This window comes from Shinella sp. M31 (assembly GCF_049199205.1).
GTDB lineage: Bacteria > Pseudomonadota > Alphaproteobacteria > Rhizobiales > Rhizobiaceae > Shinella.
On record NZ_JBLZPH010000079.1, the window covers coordinates 108,005 to 126,489 of the forward strand.

An 18,485-nucleotide genomic window follows, 5' to 3' on the forward strand; every position below is an offset into this window, starting at 1 on the left:
GGCTCCTAGAAACGTTGCGGCGAGAAGGGGGCGATGTCGATGGCGGTCGGCCGGTCCGTCAGGAGATCGGCGACGAGCCGGGCGGTGCCGGCAGACTGGGTGAGACCGAGATGACCGTGACCGAAGGCATAGATGACCTTGGGTGTGGCGCGGGCGCGGCCGATCGCCGGCAGGCTGTCGGGCAGCGACGGGCGGAAACCCATCCACTGCACGCCGCCCTGGGGCTTGAGGCCCGGCAGGAAGGTGCGCGCCTTTTCCAGCATGGCTTCCGACCGGCGGAAGTTCGGCGGTAGCTTCAGTCCGCCAAGCTCCACCGCGCCGCCAACGCGGATGCCGGTCGAAAGCCGGGTCACGACGAAGCCATGGCCGCCGAAGGTCACTTGCGTGCGCAGGTCGAAGGCGTCGATGGGCAGCGTCGTGTTGTAGCCACGCTCGGTTTCGAGCGGGATGGTTTCGCCAAGCGAGCGGGCGACCTGGTGCGAGAAGGCACCGGCCGACAGCACGACCTTTTGCGCCCGCAGGGTACGTCCGTCGGTGGTGCGGATTTCCACGCCGCCCTCGATCGGGTGCAGGCCGGAGACGTCGGCCCGCTCGATCATGCCGCCCTTAGCGCGGAAATGATCTGCCAGCGCCAGCGTATAGAGCTTGGGATCGGCGATGGAATACCAGCCGGGCGTAAACGTGCCATGCGTGAAGCGCGGCGCAAGGCCGGGCTGGATCGCCGCCATGCCATTGGCATCGAGGTGGTGGAATTCGACGCCGTGCTGCTCGCGCGCTTTCCAGCCGGGCAGCGAGGCGTTGAGCTCGGCCTGGCTTTCATAGACCTGCAGGTTGCCTTCCTTGCGCAGCATGCCAAGCGTATCGGTCTGGGCGAGGAACGGTTCCAGCTCGGCCTTGGAGAGGTCCATCAGCGCGGTCTGCGCCGCCGTGGAGTGGGCGACGCGACTGGCCGAACAGGCCCGCCAGAAGCGGAACATCCAGGGTGCGATCTGCACGGCATAGGACGGCGGCACGCTGAGCGGCCCGAGCGGGTCGAGCAGCCATTTCGGCGCCTTCTTCAGGATGCCCGGCGAGGCGAGCGGCAGGATATCGGTGAAGGCGAAGGCGCCCGCATTGCCGGCCGAGGCGCCAGCCGCCGGCGCGTCGCGTTCCAGAACGGTGACGGTGAGGCCGCGCGCCTGGGCGGCGATGGCCGCCGACAGGCCGACGACGCCGGCGCCGATGACGACGACGCCGGGTTGAATCTCTGTGTTCATCACGGTCTCAATGCGTTGCGGCGAGGAAGGTCTTCAGTTCCGGATCCTTCGGCGCGCCGAACAGCTCTTCCGGCGGCGCGATCTCGGCCATGACGCCCTTGTGGAAGAAGGCGACGCGGTCGGAGACTTCGCGGGCGAACTTCATTTCATGCGTGACGCAGATCATCGTCATGCCTTCCGAGGCCAGCATGCGCAGCGTGTCGAGCACTTCGCCGACGAGCTGCGGATCGAGTGCGGAGGTCACCTCGTCGAACAGCATATAGGCCGGCGACATGGCAAGCGCGCGGGCAATCGCCATGCGCTGCTGCTGGCCGCCCGACATGCGGCTCGGATAGACCTTCAGCTTGTCGCCGAGGCCGACATGGGTCAGCTGCTTGACAGCCATCGCCTCGGCTTCCGCCTTGGATTGGCCGAGCACCTTGACCGGCGCCAGCATGACGTTTTCCAACACCGTCAGGTGCGGGAAGGCGTTGAACTGCTGGAACACGATGCCGAGCTTGCGGCGCAGCTTGTTAAGGTCCGTGCCCTTGGCATGGACATCGGTGCCGTCGACGACGATGCGGCCGGCATCGATGGTCTCCAGACCGTTGATGCAGGTGAGCAGCGTCGACTTGCCCGAGCCCGAGCCGCCGATGATGGTCAGCACCTCGCCCTTCAGGACGGTGAGGTTGATCCCCTTGAGAACTTCGAGCTGGCCGAAGGACTTGCGGACGTTTTCGATCTCAATCATTGGACCACCGTTTTTCGAGATAGCCGCCAAGCCGGGCTATGGGGAAGCTGATGATGAAGTAGATGGCGCCGCAGATCAGCAGGATGAACAGCGGTTCCTGCAGGCGCGTGACGAGGATCTGCGAGGCGCGCAGGAGTTCGATCAGGCCGAGCCAGAGCACCAGCGCCGAATCCTTCATGACGCCAAGCGTCAGCCCGATCCAGGCCGGCAGCGAGACGCGGGTGGCGAGCGGCGCCACGATGTAGCGCATGTCCTGCCACCAAGTCATGCCGAGCGAGCGGGCCGCGCGGCGCGTCGTGGTCGGCACGGCGGAAATGCCGCCGCGCACGATTTCGGTGCAATAGGCGGCCGTATAGAGCGACAGCACCACGCAGGAGGTGGTGAACGGCGCCCAGCCGAGCTTCATGATCGACTGCAACGCATTGCCGAGCACGAGCTGGATGAGCAGCGGCACGGAGCGGAAGATATCGAGCAGGAAGGTGATCGGCAGCGACCAGTAGGTGCCGAGCTGGTTGCGCAGCACGCCGAAGACGACGCCGAGAAGGGTGCCGGCCAGCACGGAGACGGCCGTGACCGCCAGCGTCATGACGGCGCCTTGCGCGAGAAAGCCGAGATCGGCAAGCGTGAGAGCGGTATCGAACATGGTTTACCCTCTCAGTAACGGAACATGCGCGTGGCGGCGAGGCGTGCGGCGAGCGTCACGACCTTGGCGATCACGTAGTAGATGACGGCCGCGAGCGCGAAGAATTCGAAGGTCCGGAAGGACACTGCATTCAGTGCCTGGGTAACGCCGGCGAGATCCGTGTTCATGCCGACGGTGACGCCGAGCGAGGTCATCAGGATTGCCCAGACCATCTGGTTGGTGGCCGGCAGGAAGGCGATGCGCAGCATCTGCGGCATGACGATGTAGCGGAAGGCTTGCAGGGGCGTCATGCCGAGCGATCGGCCGGCGCGGGTCTGCGTTTCCGGGATCGCCTTCAGCGCGCCGCGGAAGTTTTCCGCGAGATAACCGGCATTGTTGAATGCGATGCCGACCAGCAGCGCCGTATAGGGGCTGAGGTGGATTCCGAAGCTGCCGAGGCCGAAATGGGCCATGTAGATCTGGAAGAGGGCCGGCGTGTTGCGCGCGATCTCGACCCAGACGGTGGCAAAGCCGTTGAGGATGCGGTTGCCGGACAACCGGAAGAGCGTCAGCGCGAGCGCGACGGCAAGGCCGATGGCCATGGAGGCGAGGGCGATCTGGAGCGTGACCAAAGCACCGTCCAGCATCTGCGGCAGGGCCTTGAACGCCTGATTCCAATGGAAATTGTAACTGAACATTGCCGTCTCACCCTTCGGAAACGATCGACGGCGCGGAAGAAGCTCCCGCGCCGCCTTCAAAACGGCAGATTAGCGATAAACGCCGTTGACCGAAAGCGACGGCACTTCGCCGCCGACCCACTTTTCGTAGAGCTCGTTGTAACGGCCGGTGCGGACCTGCTGGTTGATGAACAGGTTCAGGTAGTTGATCAGGCCGTATTCTTCGCGGTTAAATGACCGGGCCTTCCTTTCGGAAGACCCGGCCGTGTCAAGCCCGATTCAGGCCCGATTCAGGCTTGAATCAGTTGAGAAAATCCTCGGGCAGCAGGCCCTCCGGGAAGTTCTGGTACGATACCGGACGCAGGAAGCGGCGGATCGACAGCGTGCCAACGCTCGTCGCGCCGAAATTCGTCGAGGCCGGGTAGGGGCCGCCATGCACCATGGTGTCGACAACCTCGACGCCAGTCGGGAAGCCGTTCACCAGCACGCGGCCGGCTTTGCGCTCAAGGAACGGGCGCAGGCGCTTGGCGTCTTCCAGGTCGCCGGCGTCCATTTGGATGGTCGCTGTCAGCTGGCCCTCGAAGTTGCGGGCAAGCTTTTCCATCTCGTCGACCGAGGAGACGCGCACGACGAGGCCGAGCGGGCCGAAGACTTCTTCCGACAGCGCATGGTCGGCAAGGAACTGGTCGCCGGAGATTTCAAAGAGGTTCGGCAGGGCATTGCGGCCGGTGGATTCAGTCGTCAGCAGCGGCTTGACCGTGTTGCGGCTTTCAAAGCGCGCCTGACCATCCTGATAGGCCTTCGCAATGCCATCGGTCAGCATGGTCTGCGGGGCGACCTTGGCAAGCGCCTCGACGGCAGCGGCCGTGAAGCGGTCGGCATCCGCGCCGCTCTGGACGATGGCGATGCCCGGATTGGTGCAGAACTGGCCCGCACCCATGGTGAGCGAACCGGCCCAGCCCTGGCCAAGGCTTTCCGCGCGGGCCTTCGCGGCTTCCGGCAGCACGAACATCGGGTTGACCGAACCGAGTTCGCCGAAGAACGGGATCGGCTCCGGACGGGCGGCGCACAGGTTGAACAGCGCGCGGCCGCCGGCCAGCGAGCCGGTGAAGCCGACGGCCTTGATCAGCGGGTGCTGCACCACGGCCTCGCCGACCTGGCGGTTGCCGCCCTGGATGAGCGAGAAGACGCCCGGATGCACACCGGTCTTCTTGACGGCGGCAAGAACGGCTTCGGCGATGATCTCGCCGGTGCCGGGATGGGCCGAATGGCCCTTGACGACGACGGGGCAACCGGCAGCAAGGGCTGCTGCCGTATCACCGCCGGCCGTGGAGAAGGCGAGCGGGAAGTTGGAGGCGCCGAATACGGCGACCGGGCCGATCGGCCGCTGGATCAGGCGGATCTCCGGGCGCGGTGCCGGCTGGCGGTCGGGCAGGGCCGCGTCGAAGCGGCGGTCGAGGAAATCGCCCTTCTCGATATGGTCGGCGAAGAGGCGCAGCTGCCCGGTGGTGCGACCGCGCTCGCCCTGCAGGCGGGCGACGGGCAGGCCGGTTTCCTGCGTGCCGATTTCGGTGATGGCGTCGGCGCGGGCTTCGATCTCGTCGGCGATGGCGCGCAGGAAGGCGGCGCGGTCGGCACGTGAGGAATAGCCGTAGCTCAGGAAGGCGTCTTCCGCCGCTTCCGCGGCGCGGTTCACCAGCTCCACCGTGCCGACGGCAAAGTCGTGCGCCGGGCCATGGGCGGGCGAGGAGGTAAACGTGCCGTTGCCGTCAAGCCATTCGCCTGCGACGAGGTGTTTACCGTGGGGAGTGAAAGCCATGAGACGTACCTTTCTTGCGGAATGGGGTTCGCCCGATATAGGAGTGAGACGGGCGAATTGCACTTGTCAAAATCTTGTATACTCTATGTATGCAAATGTTCAATCGCCAACCTGCATGGGTCGGCACCAGCCTGAAGAGACGAACGATGACGCAAACCACCATCCTGCCGATCGACACCCTGTTTTCGCGCGTCGAAGCGATCTTTCTCAAGGCTGGCCTCAATGCCGTGCAGGCCGGCGCGCTCGCCCGCGTCATCGTCGCCGGCGAACGGGACGCCTGCAAGTCGCACGGCATCTACCGCATCGAAGGCGCTTTGCGAACCGTCAAAGCCGGAAAGGTGAAGCCGGATGCGGTGCCGGTGCTCGACCGCAACGAAAGCTCGGCCATCGTCAAGGTCAATGCCGGCGGCGGTTTCGCCAACCCCGCCTTCGAGCTCGGTGTGCCCGCCCTTGCCGAGCGTGCGAAAAAGCTCGGCATCGCGGCACTCGTCATCAATGACTGCACCCATTTCTCCGCGCTCTGGCCGGAAGTCGAGGCCGTGACGAACGAGGGCCTTGCCGGTCTCGTCATGTGCCCGAGCTATGCGACGGTCGCGCCGACGGGCGGCAACAAGCCGCTGCTCGGCACCAATCCCTTCGCCTTCGGCTGGCCGCGCAAGGACACTTCGCCCTACGTCTTCGACTTCGCAACGTCGGTCGCCGCCCGCGGCGAGATCGAACTGCACCGCCGCGCCGGCAAGCAACTGCCCGAGGGATGGGCGATCGATGCGGACGGCAACCCGACGACCGACCCGGAAGCAGCACTCGCCGGCGCCATGCTGCCCTTCGGCGGCCACAAGGGTTCCGCCATCGGCACGATGATCGAACTTCTGGCCGGCATCATGATCGGTGACCTGACGAGCCCGGAAGTGCTCGATTATCTCGGCACCACGACGCTCGCGCCCTTCCACGGCGAACTCATCATCGCCATGTCGCCAGAAGCCTTCGCCAAGGGCCGCCCCGGCGATCCCTTCGCCCGCGCCGAAGTGCTTTTCGAAGCCATCGTCGGCGGCGGCGCCCGCCTGCCCTCGCAGCGCCGTTTCGTGGCCCGCACGAAGTCGGAAACGGAGGGCGTCTCGCTCACCGCCGCAGAGATCGACCAGCTCGACCGTCTGCTGGACAAGGGCCTCGACGCGATCGCCTGACCGCGTCATAGCGTTCATTAGCCGGCGAACGGTTCCGCGGGATGCCGATTGGCCGCTGTGTGGGCGATCGGCGTCCGCACCGACGCACATCAACGGCCGCTCTTGTTAGGCACGACGGTTCCACCGGCAGACGTCGCCCTCAGGCTTGACCCGAGGATCCATCCGGCACACGCTGCCTCCCGAAAGAGGATCCCATGACCGTCTCGCCCTTCGACCATCCCTATCTCTCCAGCCTTCTCGGTGACGAGGAAACGGCATCGTTCTTTTCCGTTGCAGCGGAGCTGGAAGCCATGCTGGCCTTCGAGGTGGCCTTGGCCAAGGCGGAGGCTGGGGCGGGGGTCGTTTCGGTGGAGGCGGCCGATGCCATCGCGCGTGCGGCGCATCGTTTTTCGCCTGATGTCGCAAGCCTGCGCGCCGCGACGGCGCGCGACGGTGTTGTCGTACCGGATCTCGTTCGGCAGTTGCGCGCCGCCGTTGGCGAGCCGCATGCAAAACACCTGCATTTCGGCGCGACCAGCCAGGATGTCATCGACAGCGGCCTGATGTTGCGCCTGTCGCGTGTCGTGCCCCTTCTGGAGGAGCGGCTGGACGGGCTGATCGGCGGGCTGGCCGTTCTCGCAGCAACGTCAGGCGCACACAGCCTGATGGGGCGCACGCGCATGCAGCCGGCCATTGCGATCACCGTGGCCGACCGCCTCGATGCCTGGCGGCAACCGCTGGAGCGCGTTGCCGAACGGTTGCAGATCTTTGCGCTGGAGGGGCTTGCCGTGCAGTTCGGCGGCGCGGCGGGCACGCTGGAAAAGCTTGGTGACAAGGCAGGCGCCGTGCGTGCGGCGTTGGCCGATGAGCTCGGCCTCGTCGACGCGCCGCAATGGCATAGTCAGCGCGACCGCATCGGCGAGCTTGCCGGCCTGCTCGCCGCCATCACCGGCAGCCTCGGCAAGATCGGGCAGGACATCGTGCTGATGGCGGATCGCGGCGGCGAGATCATGCTTGCCGGCGGCGGCGGCTCCTCCGCCATGCCGCACAAGCAGAACCCGGTCGCCGCCGAAGCGCTGGTGACGCTCGCCCGTTTCAACGCCGCCCAGCTCGGCGGGATCGCCCAGGCGGCGGTGCATGAGCAGGAGCGCTCGGGTGCCGCCTGGACGCTGGAATGGCTGATCCTGCCGCAGATGGTGGTCGCCTGCGGCGCGGCGCTTCGGCTCGCCGGAGAGCTGTTCGCCGCCATCCGCCAGATCGGGACGGAATAAACGCGGCCCTGTTCCATGCGGAACAGCGCACGGCGGATGATCGTGGGAAAGTCTGGTCACACCGGATGAGAGAGGCTCATTCCACAGAGATCAGGCCCAACCAATCAGGAGTGCCCATGCGCAAGATCATCGTTTCCGCCACCATCGCCCTCGTTGCCGCCGTCTCCTTCGCCGCCCCCTCGCAGGCCGGCTATTACGGCTACGGCCACAAGCCGCACTGCTTCATCAAGAAGATCAAGTCCTACGACTACTATGGCAACCTGGTGATCAAGAAGATCAAGGTCTGCAAATAATCCAGCCTGCCGCTGACCTCCCCGAAAACCCGTCTGAAAACCCGCCAAAAACCCGGATGCCCCCTGCATCCGGGTTTTTGTCATGCACCGATGCGCTTGTAGAAAAACGTCGTCGCGCAGAAGCGCCCGTCCGGATAGAGCGCATAGTCGGGAATGACGCCCGCCCGCTGCCAGCCGAGCCGCTCATAGACGGTTTCCGCCGGGCTGCCGGTCGCGGTATCCAACACCAGCACGGTCTTGCCGCGCCTTGCGGCTTCGGCCTCCGCCGCCATCATCAGGGCGCGCGCCACGCCGCGGCCGCGTTCGCTTTCCATCACCAGCAGCTTCTTCACGTCCGCCCGGTGCGGCTGGTTCGGCATCTGGCTGATGCCGATCTGCACCGTGCCGACGATGCGGCCCTCGCGCTCGGCGGCAAAAAGCAGCGTCGCCTCAGCGCCGACCGCCGCCGCCACGCCCTGCCAGAACGGTACGGCATCTTCAGGTCCATAGGGTGCCATGAAGCCGACGGAGGCGCCGCCGGCCACGCAATCTGCCAGCACTTCTGACAATTCGCCGATACGCGCCTGCGCTTCGGCATGGTCGAGCAGTCTGATATCGCTCATCGGTCCCTCAGGCTCTGCCGCGGTCCAGCACCACGGCATAATGCGCCGGCACATCGCCGGGGTTTTCGAAGACATGGCCCTCGGTGATGCTCATATAAAGGCAGTCGCCGGGGTTGAGATCATGCACGGTTCCGGCAATCGTCATGCGCAGGCGACCGGAAAACAGCCAGACATGCTGCGTCATGCCCGCCTTCGCCGTTTCCGGCGGATAGGCGATGCGCGCACCGGCGGGAAACTCGACCTCGATCACCTCGACGCGCGAGGCCGTGTTGGCGGCCGAGACGGCGCGGCGCTGATAGCCGGTTTCCGGATCGCGCCAGACGGTCTGCGTCTCCCGCCGCGACAGCGGATCGCCCGCCTCGGCGGAAAAGGCGAAGAAGGCCGACAGCGTCAGGTCGAGCCCCGCACAGAGCCGCGAGAGCAACTGTGCCGTCGGGCTCGCCTCGCCGCGCTCGATGCGCGAGATCATCGCCCGGCTGACACCCGAGGCGCCGGCCAGATCGTCCAGCGTCTGGTTGCGGGCCATGCGCAACTGCCGCAGCCGCTCGCCGATGGCGCTTTCCAGGGGATCGTTTTCGTTTTCCATTATCGTAGAATAATTCTCCCGCATAATGGAGTCAACTGGCATGACCTCATCCCAAAATAATTCTCGCGCATGCCGCTCCGGCGACAATGCGACATCGGCCTGACCGGATATGGTGGCTGCACGAGAATCGGAGGGAGCGGCGCATGGCAGGGGAAACACAGCGGGCATCGTCGCTTTTTTCCATAACGGCCATTGTCGTTTCGATGACCTTCGTCGCCATCGGCAACGGCATCATGCTCGCCTATGTGCCCTATGTGCTGTCACGCGCCGACGCACCCTCGTGGACACCCGGCGCGGCCGTCACGGCGATTGCCTTCGGCGGCCTGCTCGGCTGCATCCTCGCCGGCCCGGTCATCCGCCGCGTCGGCCATGCACGGGCATTTTCCTGCTCCATGGCGCTCGTCCTCATCGCCGCCTTCCTCGTGGCGCTGGGCGTCAATCCGATCCTCTGGGTTCTGGCACGCGGCATCTACGGGACGGCGGGCAATGCGAATTTCATCATCGCCCAGAGCTGGTTGAACCACGCGGCCGACAACCGCTGGCGCGGCAAGGCCATGTCGTTTTTCTACATGGCCTATGTGCTGGGGCTCGGCGTCGGGGCCTGGCTGTTCGGGCAGATGCCGGCCGATGGCAACCTCGCGCCGCTCGTCACCATCTTCGTCACGACGCTCGCTATCCTGCCGATCGGCCTGACCCGGCTTCCGACGCCGCCGCCACCCGCCGGCGTCAGCGTGGATTTCGCCATGGCCTGGCGCAATTCGCCGGTCGCCCTCATCGGCGTGCTCGCCGCCGGCGGTCTTTCCATGGTCGTGCAGGGCTTTACACCGATCTACGCCGCCACCAACAATGTCGGCCAGAAGGACGTGGCGCTCTTGATGTTCGTCATGCAGTTCGGCCTGCTCTTCGTGCAATACCCGCTCGGCACGCTGTCGGACCGCATTGATCGGCGCCTCGTGCTGATCTTCACCTGCCTGTTGATCACGGGGGCCGCCATCGCCGCGCTCTTCGTCTCCTTCCAGGCGCTGGTCATCCTCATGCTGGTCTTCGCGCTCTGGGCAGGGGCGACCGAAAGCGTCTATTCCATCGCCAACGCCCATGCCAACGACCGCACGGATCCGGAGGATTTCGTACCGCTCGCCTCGACGCTGCTCGTCGCCTGGTCGACCGCCGCCACCCTCGTGCCGCTTGCCGTGACCGCGCTGACGCCGACCTTCGGCCCGAAAACCTTCATCTATGCCGCCATGGCCGTCGCGGTCCTCTATGCCGCCTTCGTCGCCCACCGTCTGCGTCGCCGCGAGACGGTGCCGGTCGAGGCGCGCGAGACCTTCGAGATCCGCAGCGCCCAGGTGCCGAATGCCGGCGCACTGGTCGAGGGGGGAAAAGCCCCGGAATAGCGGCGCTTCCCGTCCCGAAACCCTTCATTTACCGCTTTGCGGGAATCTTCGGCGCTGCTATATGGCGCGCATGAGCACCAATTCTTCGACGCCCCTCGACCATATCCGCAACTTCTCGATCGTGGCCCATATCGACCACGGCAAGTCGACGCTCGCCGACCGGTTGATCCAGTCGACCGGCGGCCTTGCCGAACGCGAGATGTCGGAACAGGTCCTCGACTCGATGGATATCGAGCGCGAGCGCGGCATCACCATCAAGGCCCAGACCGTGCGCCTGCACTACAAGGCGAACGACGGCGAGACCTATGTGCTGAACCTCATCGACACGCCCGGCCACGTCGACTTCGCCTATGAAGTCTCGCGCTCGCTGTCGGCGTGCGAAGGTTCGCTGCTGGTCGTTGACGCCTCGCAGGGCGTGGAAGCCCAGACGCTCGCCAACGTCTACCAGGCGATCGACAACAACCACGAGCTCGTCACCGTACTCAACAAGATCGACCTACCGGCCGCCGAGCCCGACCGCATCAAGGAACAGATCGAGGAAGTCATCGGCATCGACGCGTCCGAAGCCGTGCTGATCTCGGCAAAGACCGGCCTCGGCATTCCCGACGTGCTGGAAGCCATCGTCCAGCGCCTGCCCGCGCCGAAGAGCGAGGGCGGCGAGAAGGCCCCGCTGAAGGCGCTGCTGGTCGACAGTTGGTACGACACCTATCTGGGCGTCATGGTTCTGGTGCGCGTCATCGAAGGCCGCATCAGCAAGGGCCAGACCATCCGCATGATGGGCACGGACGCCAAATACACGATCGAGCGCGTCGGCGTGCTGACGCCGAAGATGGTCGCGATGGATAGTCTGGGTCCCGGTGAGATCGGCTTCATCACCGCGTCGATCAAGGAAGTGGCCGATACCCGCGTCGGCGATACGATCACCGAGGACAAGCGCCCGACCGCCAAGGCCCTGCCGGGCTTCAAGCCGGCGCAGCCGGTGGTGTTCTGCGGCCTCTTCCCGGTCGATGCCGCCGATTTCGAAGACCTGCGCTCGGCGATGGGCAAGCTGCGCCTCAACGATGCCTCCTTCTCCTTCGAAATGGAATCGTCGGCGGCGCTGGGCTTCGGCTTCCGCTGCGGCTTCCTCGGCCTGCTGCATCTCGAAATTATCCAGGAGCGCCTGGAGCGCGAATTCGACCTCGACCTGATCGCGACGGCGCCTTCGGTCGTCTATCAGCTCTACATGACCGACGGGACGATGCGCGAGCTGCACAATCCGGCCGACATGCCCGACGTCGTGAAGATCTCGGAAATCCACGAGCCGTGGATCCGCGCGACGATCCTGACGCCCGACGATTATCTCGGTGGTATCCTGAAACTCTGCCAGGACCGCCGCGGCATCCAGATCGAGCTGACCTATGTCGGCACGCGCGCCATGTTGACCTATGACCTGCCGCTCAATGAAGTGGTCTTCGATTTCTACGACCGCCTGAAGTCGATCTCCAAGGGCTATGCCTCCTTCGACTACCAGATCACCGACCACAAGGAAGGCCATCTGGTGAAGATGTCGATCCTCGTCAACGGCGAGCCTGTCGATGCGCTGTCGATGATGGTGCACCGCATGGCCGCCGAAAAGCGCGGCCGCGACATGTGCGAGAAGCTCAAGGAGCTGATCCCGAAGCACATGTTCAAAATCCCGATCCAGGCCGCCATCGGCGGCAACGTGATCGCCCGCGAGACCATCTCGGCGCTGCGCAAGGACGTGACGGCCAAGTGCTACGGCGGCGACGCCACCCGCAAGCGCAAGCTGCTCGACAAGCAGAAGGCCGGCAAGAAGCGCATGCGCCAGTTCGGCAAGGTGGAAATCCCGCAAGAAGCCTTCATCGCCGCGCTCAAGATGGGCGACGAATAAGATGGAGAAGGGAGGCACTGCCTCCCTTCAACCGCTGACAAAGTCTAAAACCTCTCTTCCGTCATGCTCGGCACGAGGCCGAGGACGACGATGGCGGGTGCGGCGAGGTTTGTCAGCAAGCAAAAGGGCCGTAAAACGGCCCTTCGCATGATCCGGTCCTGAAAGCGGCCGATATCAGCCCTGCTTGAGCGGCGAGATCGCGATTTCCACGCGGCGGTTCTGCGCGCGTCCCATTTCCGTCGCGTTGGAGGCGATCGGGCGCTCCAGGCCGTAGCCCATGGCCGACATGCGGCGCGGATCGACGCCGCGCGAGGCAAGGTAATTGGCGACCGAATTGGCGCGGCGGTTGGAGAGATTCATGTTGTAGCCGGCATTGCCGACCGAATCCGTGTGGCCGTCGACGTCGATCAGCGTCTTGTCGAACTTGCGCAGCACGATCGCCACCGAATCGAGCGTCGGATAGAACGGCGGGATCACCTGGTCGCGGTCCGTCGCGAAGGTGACGTTCGAGGGCATGTTGAGCACGATGCGGTCGCCGACGCGGCTGACCGAAACGCCGGTGCCCTGCAACTGCGCGCGCAGTTCCGATTCCTGGTTGTCCATGTAGTTGCCGATGGCGCCGCCGGCGAGCGCGCCGACACCCGCGCCGATCAAGGCGGCGTTGCGGCGCTGCACGGGGTTGTTGCCGATGAGCAGGCCCGCGACCGCGCCCATGCCGGCGCCGATGGCGGCACCGCCGGCCGTGTTGGAAACCTTCTGCTCGCCCGTATAGGGGTCCGTCGTCGTGCAGGCGGAAAGGTAGGTCGCGGCGAGCGCGACGAGCGCAACTTTCTTCAACATGGAGTGTCCCCGGAAACGTCGATGATTCTGCTTCAACCTAGCGATTGCGGCAAGAACATGAAAGAGGGCCGTTTTCAGGCGGTTTTCCCCTCACCTTCGCCGTTTCCGCTCGATGTGACGCCGGCACTCGCTGCCACGACCAGCGCCGTGCCGAGCATCTGCAGGGGCGTCATTGGCTGGCTGAGCACGAGGAAGCCTGCCAGTGCGCCGAGCGCCGGCTCGAGACTCATCAGGATGCCGAAGGCCGACATGGGCATGCGGCGCAGCGCGATCATCTCAAGTGCGTAGGGAAAGAGCGGCACGAGAATGGCAAGGCCGAGCATCATGCCCAGCCCCTCCGGGTTCAGGGCCTCGCCGACGCGCGGCAAGCCGAAGGGGGCAGCGGCGATGGCGGCGAAGAGCAGCGACATCGAGAGGCCTTCCAGCCCCTTGAACACCGCGCCGGTCTTCTTCATGAGGATGATATAGGTGCCCCAGCCGATGCCCGCGCCGACGGCGAACAGCATGCCGACGGGATCGCCGACCCAGCCCGCGCCGTCATGCGACAGGAGCACGACGCCGATGAAGGCCGCGACCGGCCAGATCAGACGCCAGCCCTTGCCGAGCGACCAGGTGGCGACCGCCAGCGGCCCGAGAAACTCGATGGCGACGGCAAGGCCGAGCGGAATGCGGGCAATCGCTGCAAAGAAACACAGCGTCATCGCCGCCATGGTGGCGCCGAGCAGGGCGGCACTCTTCCATTGTTCACGGCTATAGGAACGCATCGGCGGGCGCACGATCAGCGCGAGGATCGCCGCAGCCATGACGAGGCGGAGGAAGGTGGTGGTCGAGGGGCCGAAGGCATGGATCGCCGTCGCCGAAAAGGCCGAACCGAACTGAATGCTCGACATGGAGCCGAAGCACAGCAGGATGCCCGTAAACAGCCCCGCATTGCCCGAGCCCGAAAGACCGCCGCCGCTGGCCGTCGCCTGTTGATCTGCCATAATAACTCTTCCCCTAGGGCACCCAGTCCCCCAACACAAATCCCGAAATCGCAGGCGATTTCGGGATTTGTGTTGAAGTTCAAAAGACTACAGTGACCTTTGCGCGCCACTTCGTAACGCGCGGCACTGTAGGGGAGGGTCTGCCATCAGACAAATGGATAATCGTGACGCCTTGCTTCAAGAAATTTGATGCAAGATGTCAGTCTGCAATGCCCTTCAGCGTGTTGGCGACGTTGAGGCCGATCTGCGGCACGCCGTAGCCGCCTTCCATGCAGATAAGCACCGGCACGCCGCTTGCCGCGACCGCCCTGCCCATCGTGATGTAATCCGGTGAAGTGAGCTTGAAGAAGGAGATCGGGTCCTCCTCGAACGTATCGACGCCGAGGGAGAGAATGATCACCTCTGCGCCGAAGGCCTCGATACGCTTCAGAGCGTCCTTCAGCGCCGCCTCCCAGACGGAATAGGGCGTGCCCGGCGGCATCGGATAGTTCTGCGTGGTGCCGGTACCCGCACCCTTGCCGGTCTCCTCGGCATAACCGAGGAAATGCGGGAAGGCCTCGGCCGGATCGCCATGCAGCGAGGCGAAATAGACGTCGTCGCGCTCGTAGAAGATATCCTGCGTGCCGTTGCCGTGGTGGAAATCGACATCAAGGATCGCGACCTTCTTGGCGCCCTTGTCGAGGAAGCGCTGGGCGGCGACGGCGGCGTTGTTGATGAAGCAATAGCCGCCGAAACTGTCGATGCCGGCATGGTGGCCCGGCGGACGGCAGAGCGCGAAGGCGGACTTCGCACCGCCGGCGACGATATCGGCCGCCGTCAGCGCCGTTTGCATCGAGGACAGCGCCGCCTCCCAGGTGCCGGGCGAGATCGCCGTTTCCGCGGCGTTGCAATAGTAGCCGAGCAGGCCATCGATCTGGGTCGGGATGCGCGGCGAGGTACGGCGCACGGGGAAGGACGTGGCGATCGCCTCGCCGTTATAACCGGCCGCCTTCCACTGGTCCCAGGCCGTCTGGAGGAAGGAGAGGTAGCCGGCGTCATGCACCTTGTGCGCGGTTTCGAGACCATGGCGCTCCGGGGCGGCGATGTCGGTAAAGCCGGCATCCTTTACCGCGGCCAGAATCCATTCGGCCCGGAACGGTGCCTCGAAGGGCGGCACCAGCTCGCCGCCGTAAAGCTCGCTGCGAGCGTTCCTCAGCTTGTGGTCTTCGGAAAAGATAACGCGCATGAAAAGTCCCCATTGTCATTTGGGCGCGACGGTAGAGCATTTTTCCGGCAAGGGAAATCTCTCCCGCGGGGTAGGTTTTCGCCCAAAACGCAAATCGCCCCGGCCGATGGCAGGGGCGGATTGCGAGACGAAGGATGCATCAGGCAAGCAGGGCCTTGCGCTGGCGGCCAAGGCCGATCTGTTTGATCAGCAGGATATCGGCGACTGCTACGGCGGCGACGGCAATGAGGCCCATGCCGACCGCCGTCAAGCTGCCGTGACCGAGAACGAGCACGGCAAGGCTGCCGAGCACCCAGAGCGCATCGCCGGTGATGGCGAAACGCACCGCGGAAGGCGACGGCTGCTCCTGCCGGCCGACCGCGAGGTGAAAACCGCCCCAGAAGAGGAAGAAGACGGCGAAGGCCAGGAGAATGCCCGGCGTGGCGAGCGGGCCGACGAGGCCGCTGATCGGGCCGGAAAAGGCGAAGAGCAGACCGGCCGTGGCAAGCGAGAAGACGCCGTCGAACAGCATGATGGACTTCAAGAGATTGCGGTTTGGGGTGGCGAACATGATGGGCTCCTTTCGTTTCGATGGGCCGATCCTGCCGGTCGCGGTGCGGCAAACCAATTACGTCAGAGGTAATGGAAATCATGCCCCGTCTCATGTTGACTGCGCGGGCAACCGGCGGAGAGAGAAATGGAATTCGGCGAACACCTGAAGGAATGGCGCAGCCACCGGCGCATGAGCCAACTGGAACTGGCAAACGAGGCCGGCATCTCTTCGCGCCACCTTTCCTTCCTCGAAACCGGCCGCTCGCGTCCCTCGGAGGGCATGATCTTGCGTCTCTCCGCCGTGCTCGACATTCCCGCGCGCGATCAGGGCCTGCTGTTTTCCGCCGCCGGTTTTCGCCCGCGCTTCGGCACGGCGCCGGCCAAAAGCCTCGCCGCCGTGCCGCCCGCCGTCGCCGAGGCGATCGGCCTCATCCTCGGCCGGCACGATCCCTATCCGGGCGTCGTCTTCGATCACGAATACAATGTACTGACCGCCAACCAGGCCTTTCTCGGCCTTGCCGGCATGGCGGGCATCGCCGTCTCTCCGGGCGACAATTTCCTCGAGGCCTATCTCGGCCCGACGCCCTTGCGCTCCATCGTCGTCAACTGGGCGCAATCGGCTGCCGATCTCGTGCACCGAATCCGTGCGGAGGCCTGGCTGCAGGGGCCGCGCAGTCCGCTGCTCAAGCGCATCGAGCGGCTTGCCGCTGAGGAGGATATCAAGGCGGCACTCGAAGCGTTCCCGGAGGGCGACCGCCTGCCGATCCTGCCCATCGAGATGAAGATCGGCACGAAGCGCTTCAACTGGATCACCACGCTCACCTCCTTCGGCTCGACGCAGGATGCGCTGGTGCAGGGCGTGCTGATCGAGAGCTTCTTCCCGGCCGATGCCGAGACGCGGGCGCATTTCGAGGGCGCATGATGTCGGAAACGGACTGGGGATGCCGCCGCATCCACCCTGTCCTGCGGCGTCAAACACACTACATTTGCGCCATGAGCTTCTTTTCCGACACTGATTCGCCGACCAACCTCACCGAATATTCGGTGTCGGACCTGTCCGGCTCCATCAAGCGTACCATCGAGCAAGCCTTCGACCAGGTGCGGGTGCGCGGCGAGATATCCGGCTATCGCGGCCAGCATTCCTCGGGACATGCCTATTTCTCGCTGAAGGACGACAAGGCGCGCATCGATGCCGTCATCTGGAAAGGCAGCTTTTCGCGCCTGCGCTTCAAGCCGGAAGAGGGCATGGAGGTGATCGCCACCGGCAAGATCACCACCTTCCCCGGATCCTCGAAATACCAGATCGTCATTGAGGCGCTGGAACCGGCCGGCGCCGGCGCGCTGATGGCGCTGCTCGAAGAACGTCGCCGCAAGCTCGCCGCCGAGGGATTGTTCGACACCGAGCGCAAGAAGCCGCTGCCCTTCCTGCCAAAGGTCATCGGCGTCGTCACGTCGCCGACCGGCGCCGTCATCCGCGATATCCTGCACCGCATCGCTGACCGCTTTCCTGTTCATGTCGTCGTCTGGCCCGTCAAGGTGCAGGGCGAAGGCTCGGGACAGGAGGTGGCGGCTGCCATCGAAGGCTTCAACGCGCTCGATCCGCTCGGGCCGATCCGCATCCCGGATGTGCTGATCGTCGCGCGCGGCGGCGGCAGTCTTGAAGACCTCTGGAGTTTCAACGACGAGATCGTCGTACGCGCCGCCGCGGCCTCGAAAATCCCGCTGATCTCGGCGGTCGGCCACGAGACCGACTGGACGCTGATCGACCACGCCGCCGACCGCCGCGCACCGACACCGACGGGCGCCGCCGAAATGGCCGTGCCGGTGAAGGCCGATCTCGACGCCGAAATCGCCTCGCTTACCGCCCGCCTGCGCGGCGCGACGGCGCGGCAGATGGACAATCGCCGCCAGGGCGTTCGCGCGCTCGCCCGCGCGCTGCCCTCGCTCGACCAGCTCCTGGCGCTGCCGCGCCGCCGTTTCGACGAGGCCGCTGCCGGCCTGGGCCGCGGCCTGCACATGAACACGGTCAACAAGCGCCGCGCCTTCGAGCGTACCGCAGCGCATTTGCGCCCCGACATGCTGCTCACCCGCATCGCCGAGCGCCGCCAGCGCGTCGCCGATCGCGTGCTGCGCGCCGAGCGCATCGTCGAGCGCCGGCTCGACCAGTTGCGCGCCCGTCTCTCCGCCTTCGACGTGTCGCTGCGCGCCACGCCCGCCCGTATCAAGACGCAGACCGAGCGGTCGCGCGACAGGCTGAAGGGCCTCGTATTGCGGGCCGAAAGCGCCCTGTCCGGCGACCTCTCGCGCCGCCGCGCCCTCGTTCAGGCGCAGGACCGCGTGCTGCAATCGCTCTCCTACCGCAACGTGCTGAAGCGTGGCTATGCGCTGGTGCGCGATGAGGAGGGCGTGCCGGTGAAGGGGGCGGCGGCGCTTGGGCCCGGCCGCGCCATCGCCATCGAATTCGCTGACGGCAGTGTCGAGGCCGTCACCGGCGCGGGCACCAATCCGGGCGGCAGCGCGCCGCCGCGCAAGAAGCCGGCCAAGCCGGAGACGGAGGCGGCCAAACCGGCACCGCGCCAAGGCTCGCTGTTCTGAGGCC

General features: G+C 65.4%; 18 protein-coding genes and 1 pseudogene. 7 read left to right on the forward strand and 12 right to left on the reverse strand.

Annotated elements, in window-relative coordinates; translation table 11 throughout:
• Positions 1-5 precede the first annotated feature (5 nt).
• From ACOZKU_RS13115 to ACOZKU_RS13140, 6 genes and pseudogenes are all read right to left on the reverse strand, one after another.
• Entirely contained in the window at positions 6-1,256 is a 1,251-nt protein-coding gene (locus ACOZKU_RS13115; RefSeq protein ID WP_421579252.1) for an NAD(P)/FAD-dependent oxidoreductase, read from the reverse strand.
• A gap of 7 nt (positions 1,257-1,263) precedes the next feature.
• Positions 1,264-1,986, reverse strand: coding sequence for an amino acid ABC transporter ATP-binding protein (locus ACOZKU_RS13120; RefSeq protein ID WP_421579253.1), 723 nt, complete (start codon positions 1,984-1,986; stop codon positions 1,264-1,266).
• Entirely contained in the window at positions 1,979-2,629 is a 651-nt protein-coding gene (locus ACOZKU_RS13125) for an amino acid ABC transporter permease (RefSeq protein ID WP_421579254.1), read from the reverse strand. Before ACOZKU_RS13125 ends, ACOZKU_RS13120 begins: the two co-directional genes overlap by 8 nt.
• Before the next feature lie 11 nt (positions 2,630-2,640).
• Entirely contained in the window at positions 2,641-3,306 is a 666-nt protein-coding gene (locus ACOZKU_RS13130) for an amino acid ABC transporter permease (protein ID WP_314090832.1), read from the reverse strand.
• Positions 3,307-3,375: 69 nt separating this feature from the next.
• Positions 3,376-3,516 (reverse strand): annotated as a pseudogene (locus ACOZKU_RS13135) (amino acid ABC transporter substrate-binding protein); the annotation flags it as partial.
• Between the two features lie 70 nt (positions 3,517-3,586).
• Entirely contained in the window at positions 3,587-5,104 is a 1,518-nt protein-coding gene (locus ACOZKU_RS13140; RefSeq protein ID WP_421579255.1) for an aldehyde dehydrogenase (NADP(+)), read from the reverse strand.
• Positions 5,105-5,250: 146 nt separating this feature from the next.
• On the opposite strand from ACOZKU_RS13140, the gene ACOZKU_RS13145 reads away from it, so the two are divergent.
• The 3 genes from ACOZKU_RS13145 (at position 5,251) to ACOZKU_RS13155 (ending at position 7,831) form a co-directional block, all read left to right on the forward strand.
• Positions 5,251-6,288: an Ldh family oxidoreductase gene (locus ACOZKU_RS13145; protein ID WP_421579256.1), complete on the forward strand. Its 1,038-nt coding sequence runs from the start codon at positions 5,251-5,253 to the stop codon at positions 6,286-6,288.
• Between the two features lie 194 nt (positions 6,289-6,482).
• A complete protein-coding gene (locus tag ACOZKU_RS13150) occupies positions 6,483-7,538 on the forward strand; it encodes a 3-carboxy-cis,cis-muconate cycloisomerase (protein ID WP_421579257.1) in 1,056 nt (351 codons plus the stop codon).
• Positions 7,539-7,654: 116 nt separating this feature from the next.
• Entirely contained in the window at positions 7,655-7,831 is a 177-nt protein-coding gene (locus ACOZKU_RS13155; protein WP_244761374.1) for a hypothetical protein, read from the forward strand.
• Between the two features lie 80 nt (positions 7,832-7,911).
• Here ACOZKU_RS13155 and ACOZKU_RS13160 read toward each other — a convergent pair whose 3' ends face one another.
• The gene (locus tag ACOZKU_RS13160) at positions 7,912-8,433 is read right to left on the reverse strand and encodes a GNAT family N-acetyltransferase (RefSeq protein ID WP_421579258.1); all 522 of its coding nucleotides are present in this window, start codon (positions 8,431-8,433) and stop codon (positions 7,912-7,914) included.
• A 7-nt stretch (positions 8,434-8,440) separates the two neighbouring features.
• Complete coding sequence (locus tag ACOZKU_RS13165) at positions 8,441-9,019, reverse strand: helix-turn-helix domain-containing protein (protein ID WP_421579259.1); 579 nt, start codon at positions 9,017-9,019, stop codon at positions 8,441-8,443.
• Positions 9,020-9,162: 143 nt separating this feature from the next.
• Here ACOZKU_RS13165 and ACOZKU_RS13170 point away from each other — a divergent pair, with 143 nt between their 5' ends.
• Together ACOZKU_RS13170 and lepA are read left to right on the forward strand one after the other, a co-directional pair.
• Positions 9,163-10,413 carry an MFS transporter gene (locus ACOZKU_RS13170; RefSeq protein WP_421579260.1) on the forward strand — a complete coding sequence of 417 codons (1,251 nt, stop codon included), beginning with the start codon at positions 9,163-9,165 and terminating at the stop codon, positions 10,411-10,413.
• A 61-nt stretch (positions 10,414-10,474) separates the two neighbouring features.
• The gene (lepA, locus tag ACOZKU_RS13175) at positions 10,475-12,307 is read left to right on the forward strand and encodes a translation elongation factor 4 (protein WP_314090806.1); all 1,833 of its coding nucleotides are present in this window, start codon (positions 10,475-10,477) and stop codon (positions 12,305-12,307) included.
• Positions 12,308-12,481: 174 nt separating this feature from the next.
• Here lepA and ACOZKU_RS13180 read toward each other — a convergent pair whose 3' ends face one another.
• The 4 genes from ACOZKU_RS13180 to ACOZKU_RS13195 form a co-directional block, all read right to left on the reverse strand.
• Entirely contained in the window at positions 12,482-13,147 is a 666-nt protein-coding gene (locus ACOZKU_RS13180) for an OmpA family protein (RefSeq protein WP_421579261.1), read from the reverse strand.
• A gap of 74 nt (positions 13,148-13,221) precedes the next feature.
• Complete coding sequence (locus ACOZKU_RS13185; protein WP_421579262.1) at positions 13,222-14,130, reverse strand: EamA family transporter; 909 nt, start codon at positions 14,128-14,130, stop codon at positions 13,222-13,224.
• Between the two features lie 199 nt (positions 14,131-14,329).
• Positions 14,330-15,355 carry a histone deacetylase family protein gene (locus tag ACOZKU_RS13190; protein ID WP_421579263.1) on the reverse strand — a complete coding sequence of 342 codons (1,026 nt, stop codon included), beginning with the start codon at positions 15,353-15,355 and terminating at the stop codon, positions 14,330-14,332.
• Positions 15,356-15,494: 139 nt separating this feature from the next.
• Entirely contained in the window at positions 15,495-15,905 is a 411-nt protein-coding gene (locus tag ACOZKU_RS13195) for a hypothetical protein (protein WP_421579264.1), read from the reverse strand.
• Between the two features lie 126 nt (positions 15,906-16,031).
• Between ACOZKU_RS13195 and ACOZKU_RS13200 the strand changes: the two genes are divergently transcribed.
• Positions 16,032-16,808, forward strand: a complete 777-nt coding sequence (locus ACOZKU_RS13200) for a helix-turn-helix domain-containing protein (RefSeq protein WP_421579265.1) — start codon at positions 16,032-16,034, stop codon at positions 16,806-16,808.
• Between the two features lie 71 nt (positions 16,809-16,879).
• Complete coding sequence (gene xseA, locus ACOZKU_RS13205; protein ID WP_421579266.1) at positions 16,880-18,481, forward strand: exodeoxyribonuclease VII large subunit; 1,602 nt, start codon at positions 16,880-16,882, stop codon at positions 18,479-18,481.
• The last annotated feature ends 4 nt before the right edge of the window (positions 18,482-18,485 follow it).

What these genes read in the sequence shown, in the direction of transcription:
- ACOZKU_RS13145 (WP_421579256.1), top strand. Translation starts at nt 5,251, where the DNA reads ATGACGCAAACCACCATCCTGCCGATCGACACCCTGTTTTCGCGCGTC.
- xseA (WP_421579266.1), top strand. Translation starts at nt 16,880, where the DNA reads ATGAGCTTCTTTTCCGACACTGATTCGCCGACCAACCTCACCGAATAT.
- ACOZKU_RS13155 (WP_244761374.1), top strand. Translation starts at nt 7,655, where the DNA reads ATGCGCAAGATCATCGTTTCCGCCACCATCGCCCTCGTTGCCGCCGTC.
- ACOZKU_RS13120 (WP_421579253.1), bottom strand. Translation starts at nt 1,986, where the DNA reads ATGATTGAGATCGAAAACGTCCGCAAGTCCTTCGGCCAGCTCGAAGTT.
- ACOZKU_RS13185 (WP_421579262.1), bottom strand. Translation starts at nt 14,130, where the DNA reads ATGGCAGATCAACAGGCGACGGCCAGCGGCGGCGGTCTTTCGGGCTCG.
- ACOZKU_RS13140 (WP_421579255.1), bottom strand. Translation starts at nt 5,104, where the DNA reads ATGGCTTTCACTCCCCACGGTAAACACCTCGTCGCAGGCGAATGGCTT.
- ACOZKU_RS13180 (WP_421579261.1), bottom strand. Translation starts at nt 13,147, where the DNA reads ATGTTGAAGAAAGTTGCGCTCGTCGCGCTCGCCGCGACCTACCTTTCC.
- ACOZKU_RS13190 (WP_421579263.1), bottom strand. Translation starts at nt 15,355, where the DNA reads ATGCGCGTTATCTTTTCCGAAGACCACAAGCTGAGGAACGCTCGCAGC.
- ACOZKU_RS13165 (WP_421579259.1), bottom strand. Translation starts at nt 9,019, where the DNA reads ATGGAAAACGAAAACGATCCCCTGGAAAGCGCCATCGGCGAGCGGCTG.
- ACOZKU_RS13200 (WP_421579265.1), top strand. Translation starts at nt 16,032, where the DNA reads ATGGAATTCGGCGAACACCTGAAGGAATGGCGCAGCCACCGGCGCATG.
- ACOZKU_RS13130 (WP_314090832.1), bottom strand. Translation starts at nt 3,306, where the DNA reads ATGTTCAGTTACAATTTCCATTGGAATCAGGCGTTCAAGGCCCTGCCG.
- ACOZKU_RS13160 (WP_421579258.1), bottom strand. Translation starts at nt 8,433, where the DNA reads ATGAGCGATATCAGACTGCTCGACCATGCCGAAGCGCAGGCGCGTATC.
- ACOZKU_RS13115 (WP_421579252.1), bottom strand. Translation starts at nt 1,256, where the DNA reads ATGAACACAGAGATTCAACCCGGCGTCGTCGTCATCGGCGCCGGCGTC.
- ACOZKU_RS13125 (WP_421579254.1), bottom strand. Translation starts at nt 2,629, where the DNA reads ATGTTCGATACCGCTCTCACGCTTGCCGATCTCGGCTTTCTCGCGCAA.
- ACOZKU_RS13150 (WP_421579257.1), top strand. Translation starts at nt 6,483, where the DNA reads ATGACCGTCTCGCCCTTCGACCATCCCTATCTCTCCAGCCTTCTCGGT.
- lepA (WP_314090806.1), top strand. Translation starts at nt 10,475, where the DNA reads ATGGCGCGCATGAGCACCAATTCTTCGACGCCCCTCGACCATATCCGC.
- ACOZKU_RS13195 (WP_421579264.1), bottom strand. Translation starts at nt 15,905, where the DNA reads ATGTTCGCCACCCCAAACCGCAATCTCTTGAAGTCCATCATGCTGTTC.
- ACOZKU_RS13170 (WP_421579260.1), top strand. Translation starts at nt 9,163, where the DNA reads ATGGCAGGGGAAACACAGCGGGCATCGTCGCTTTTTTCCATAACGGCC.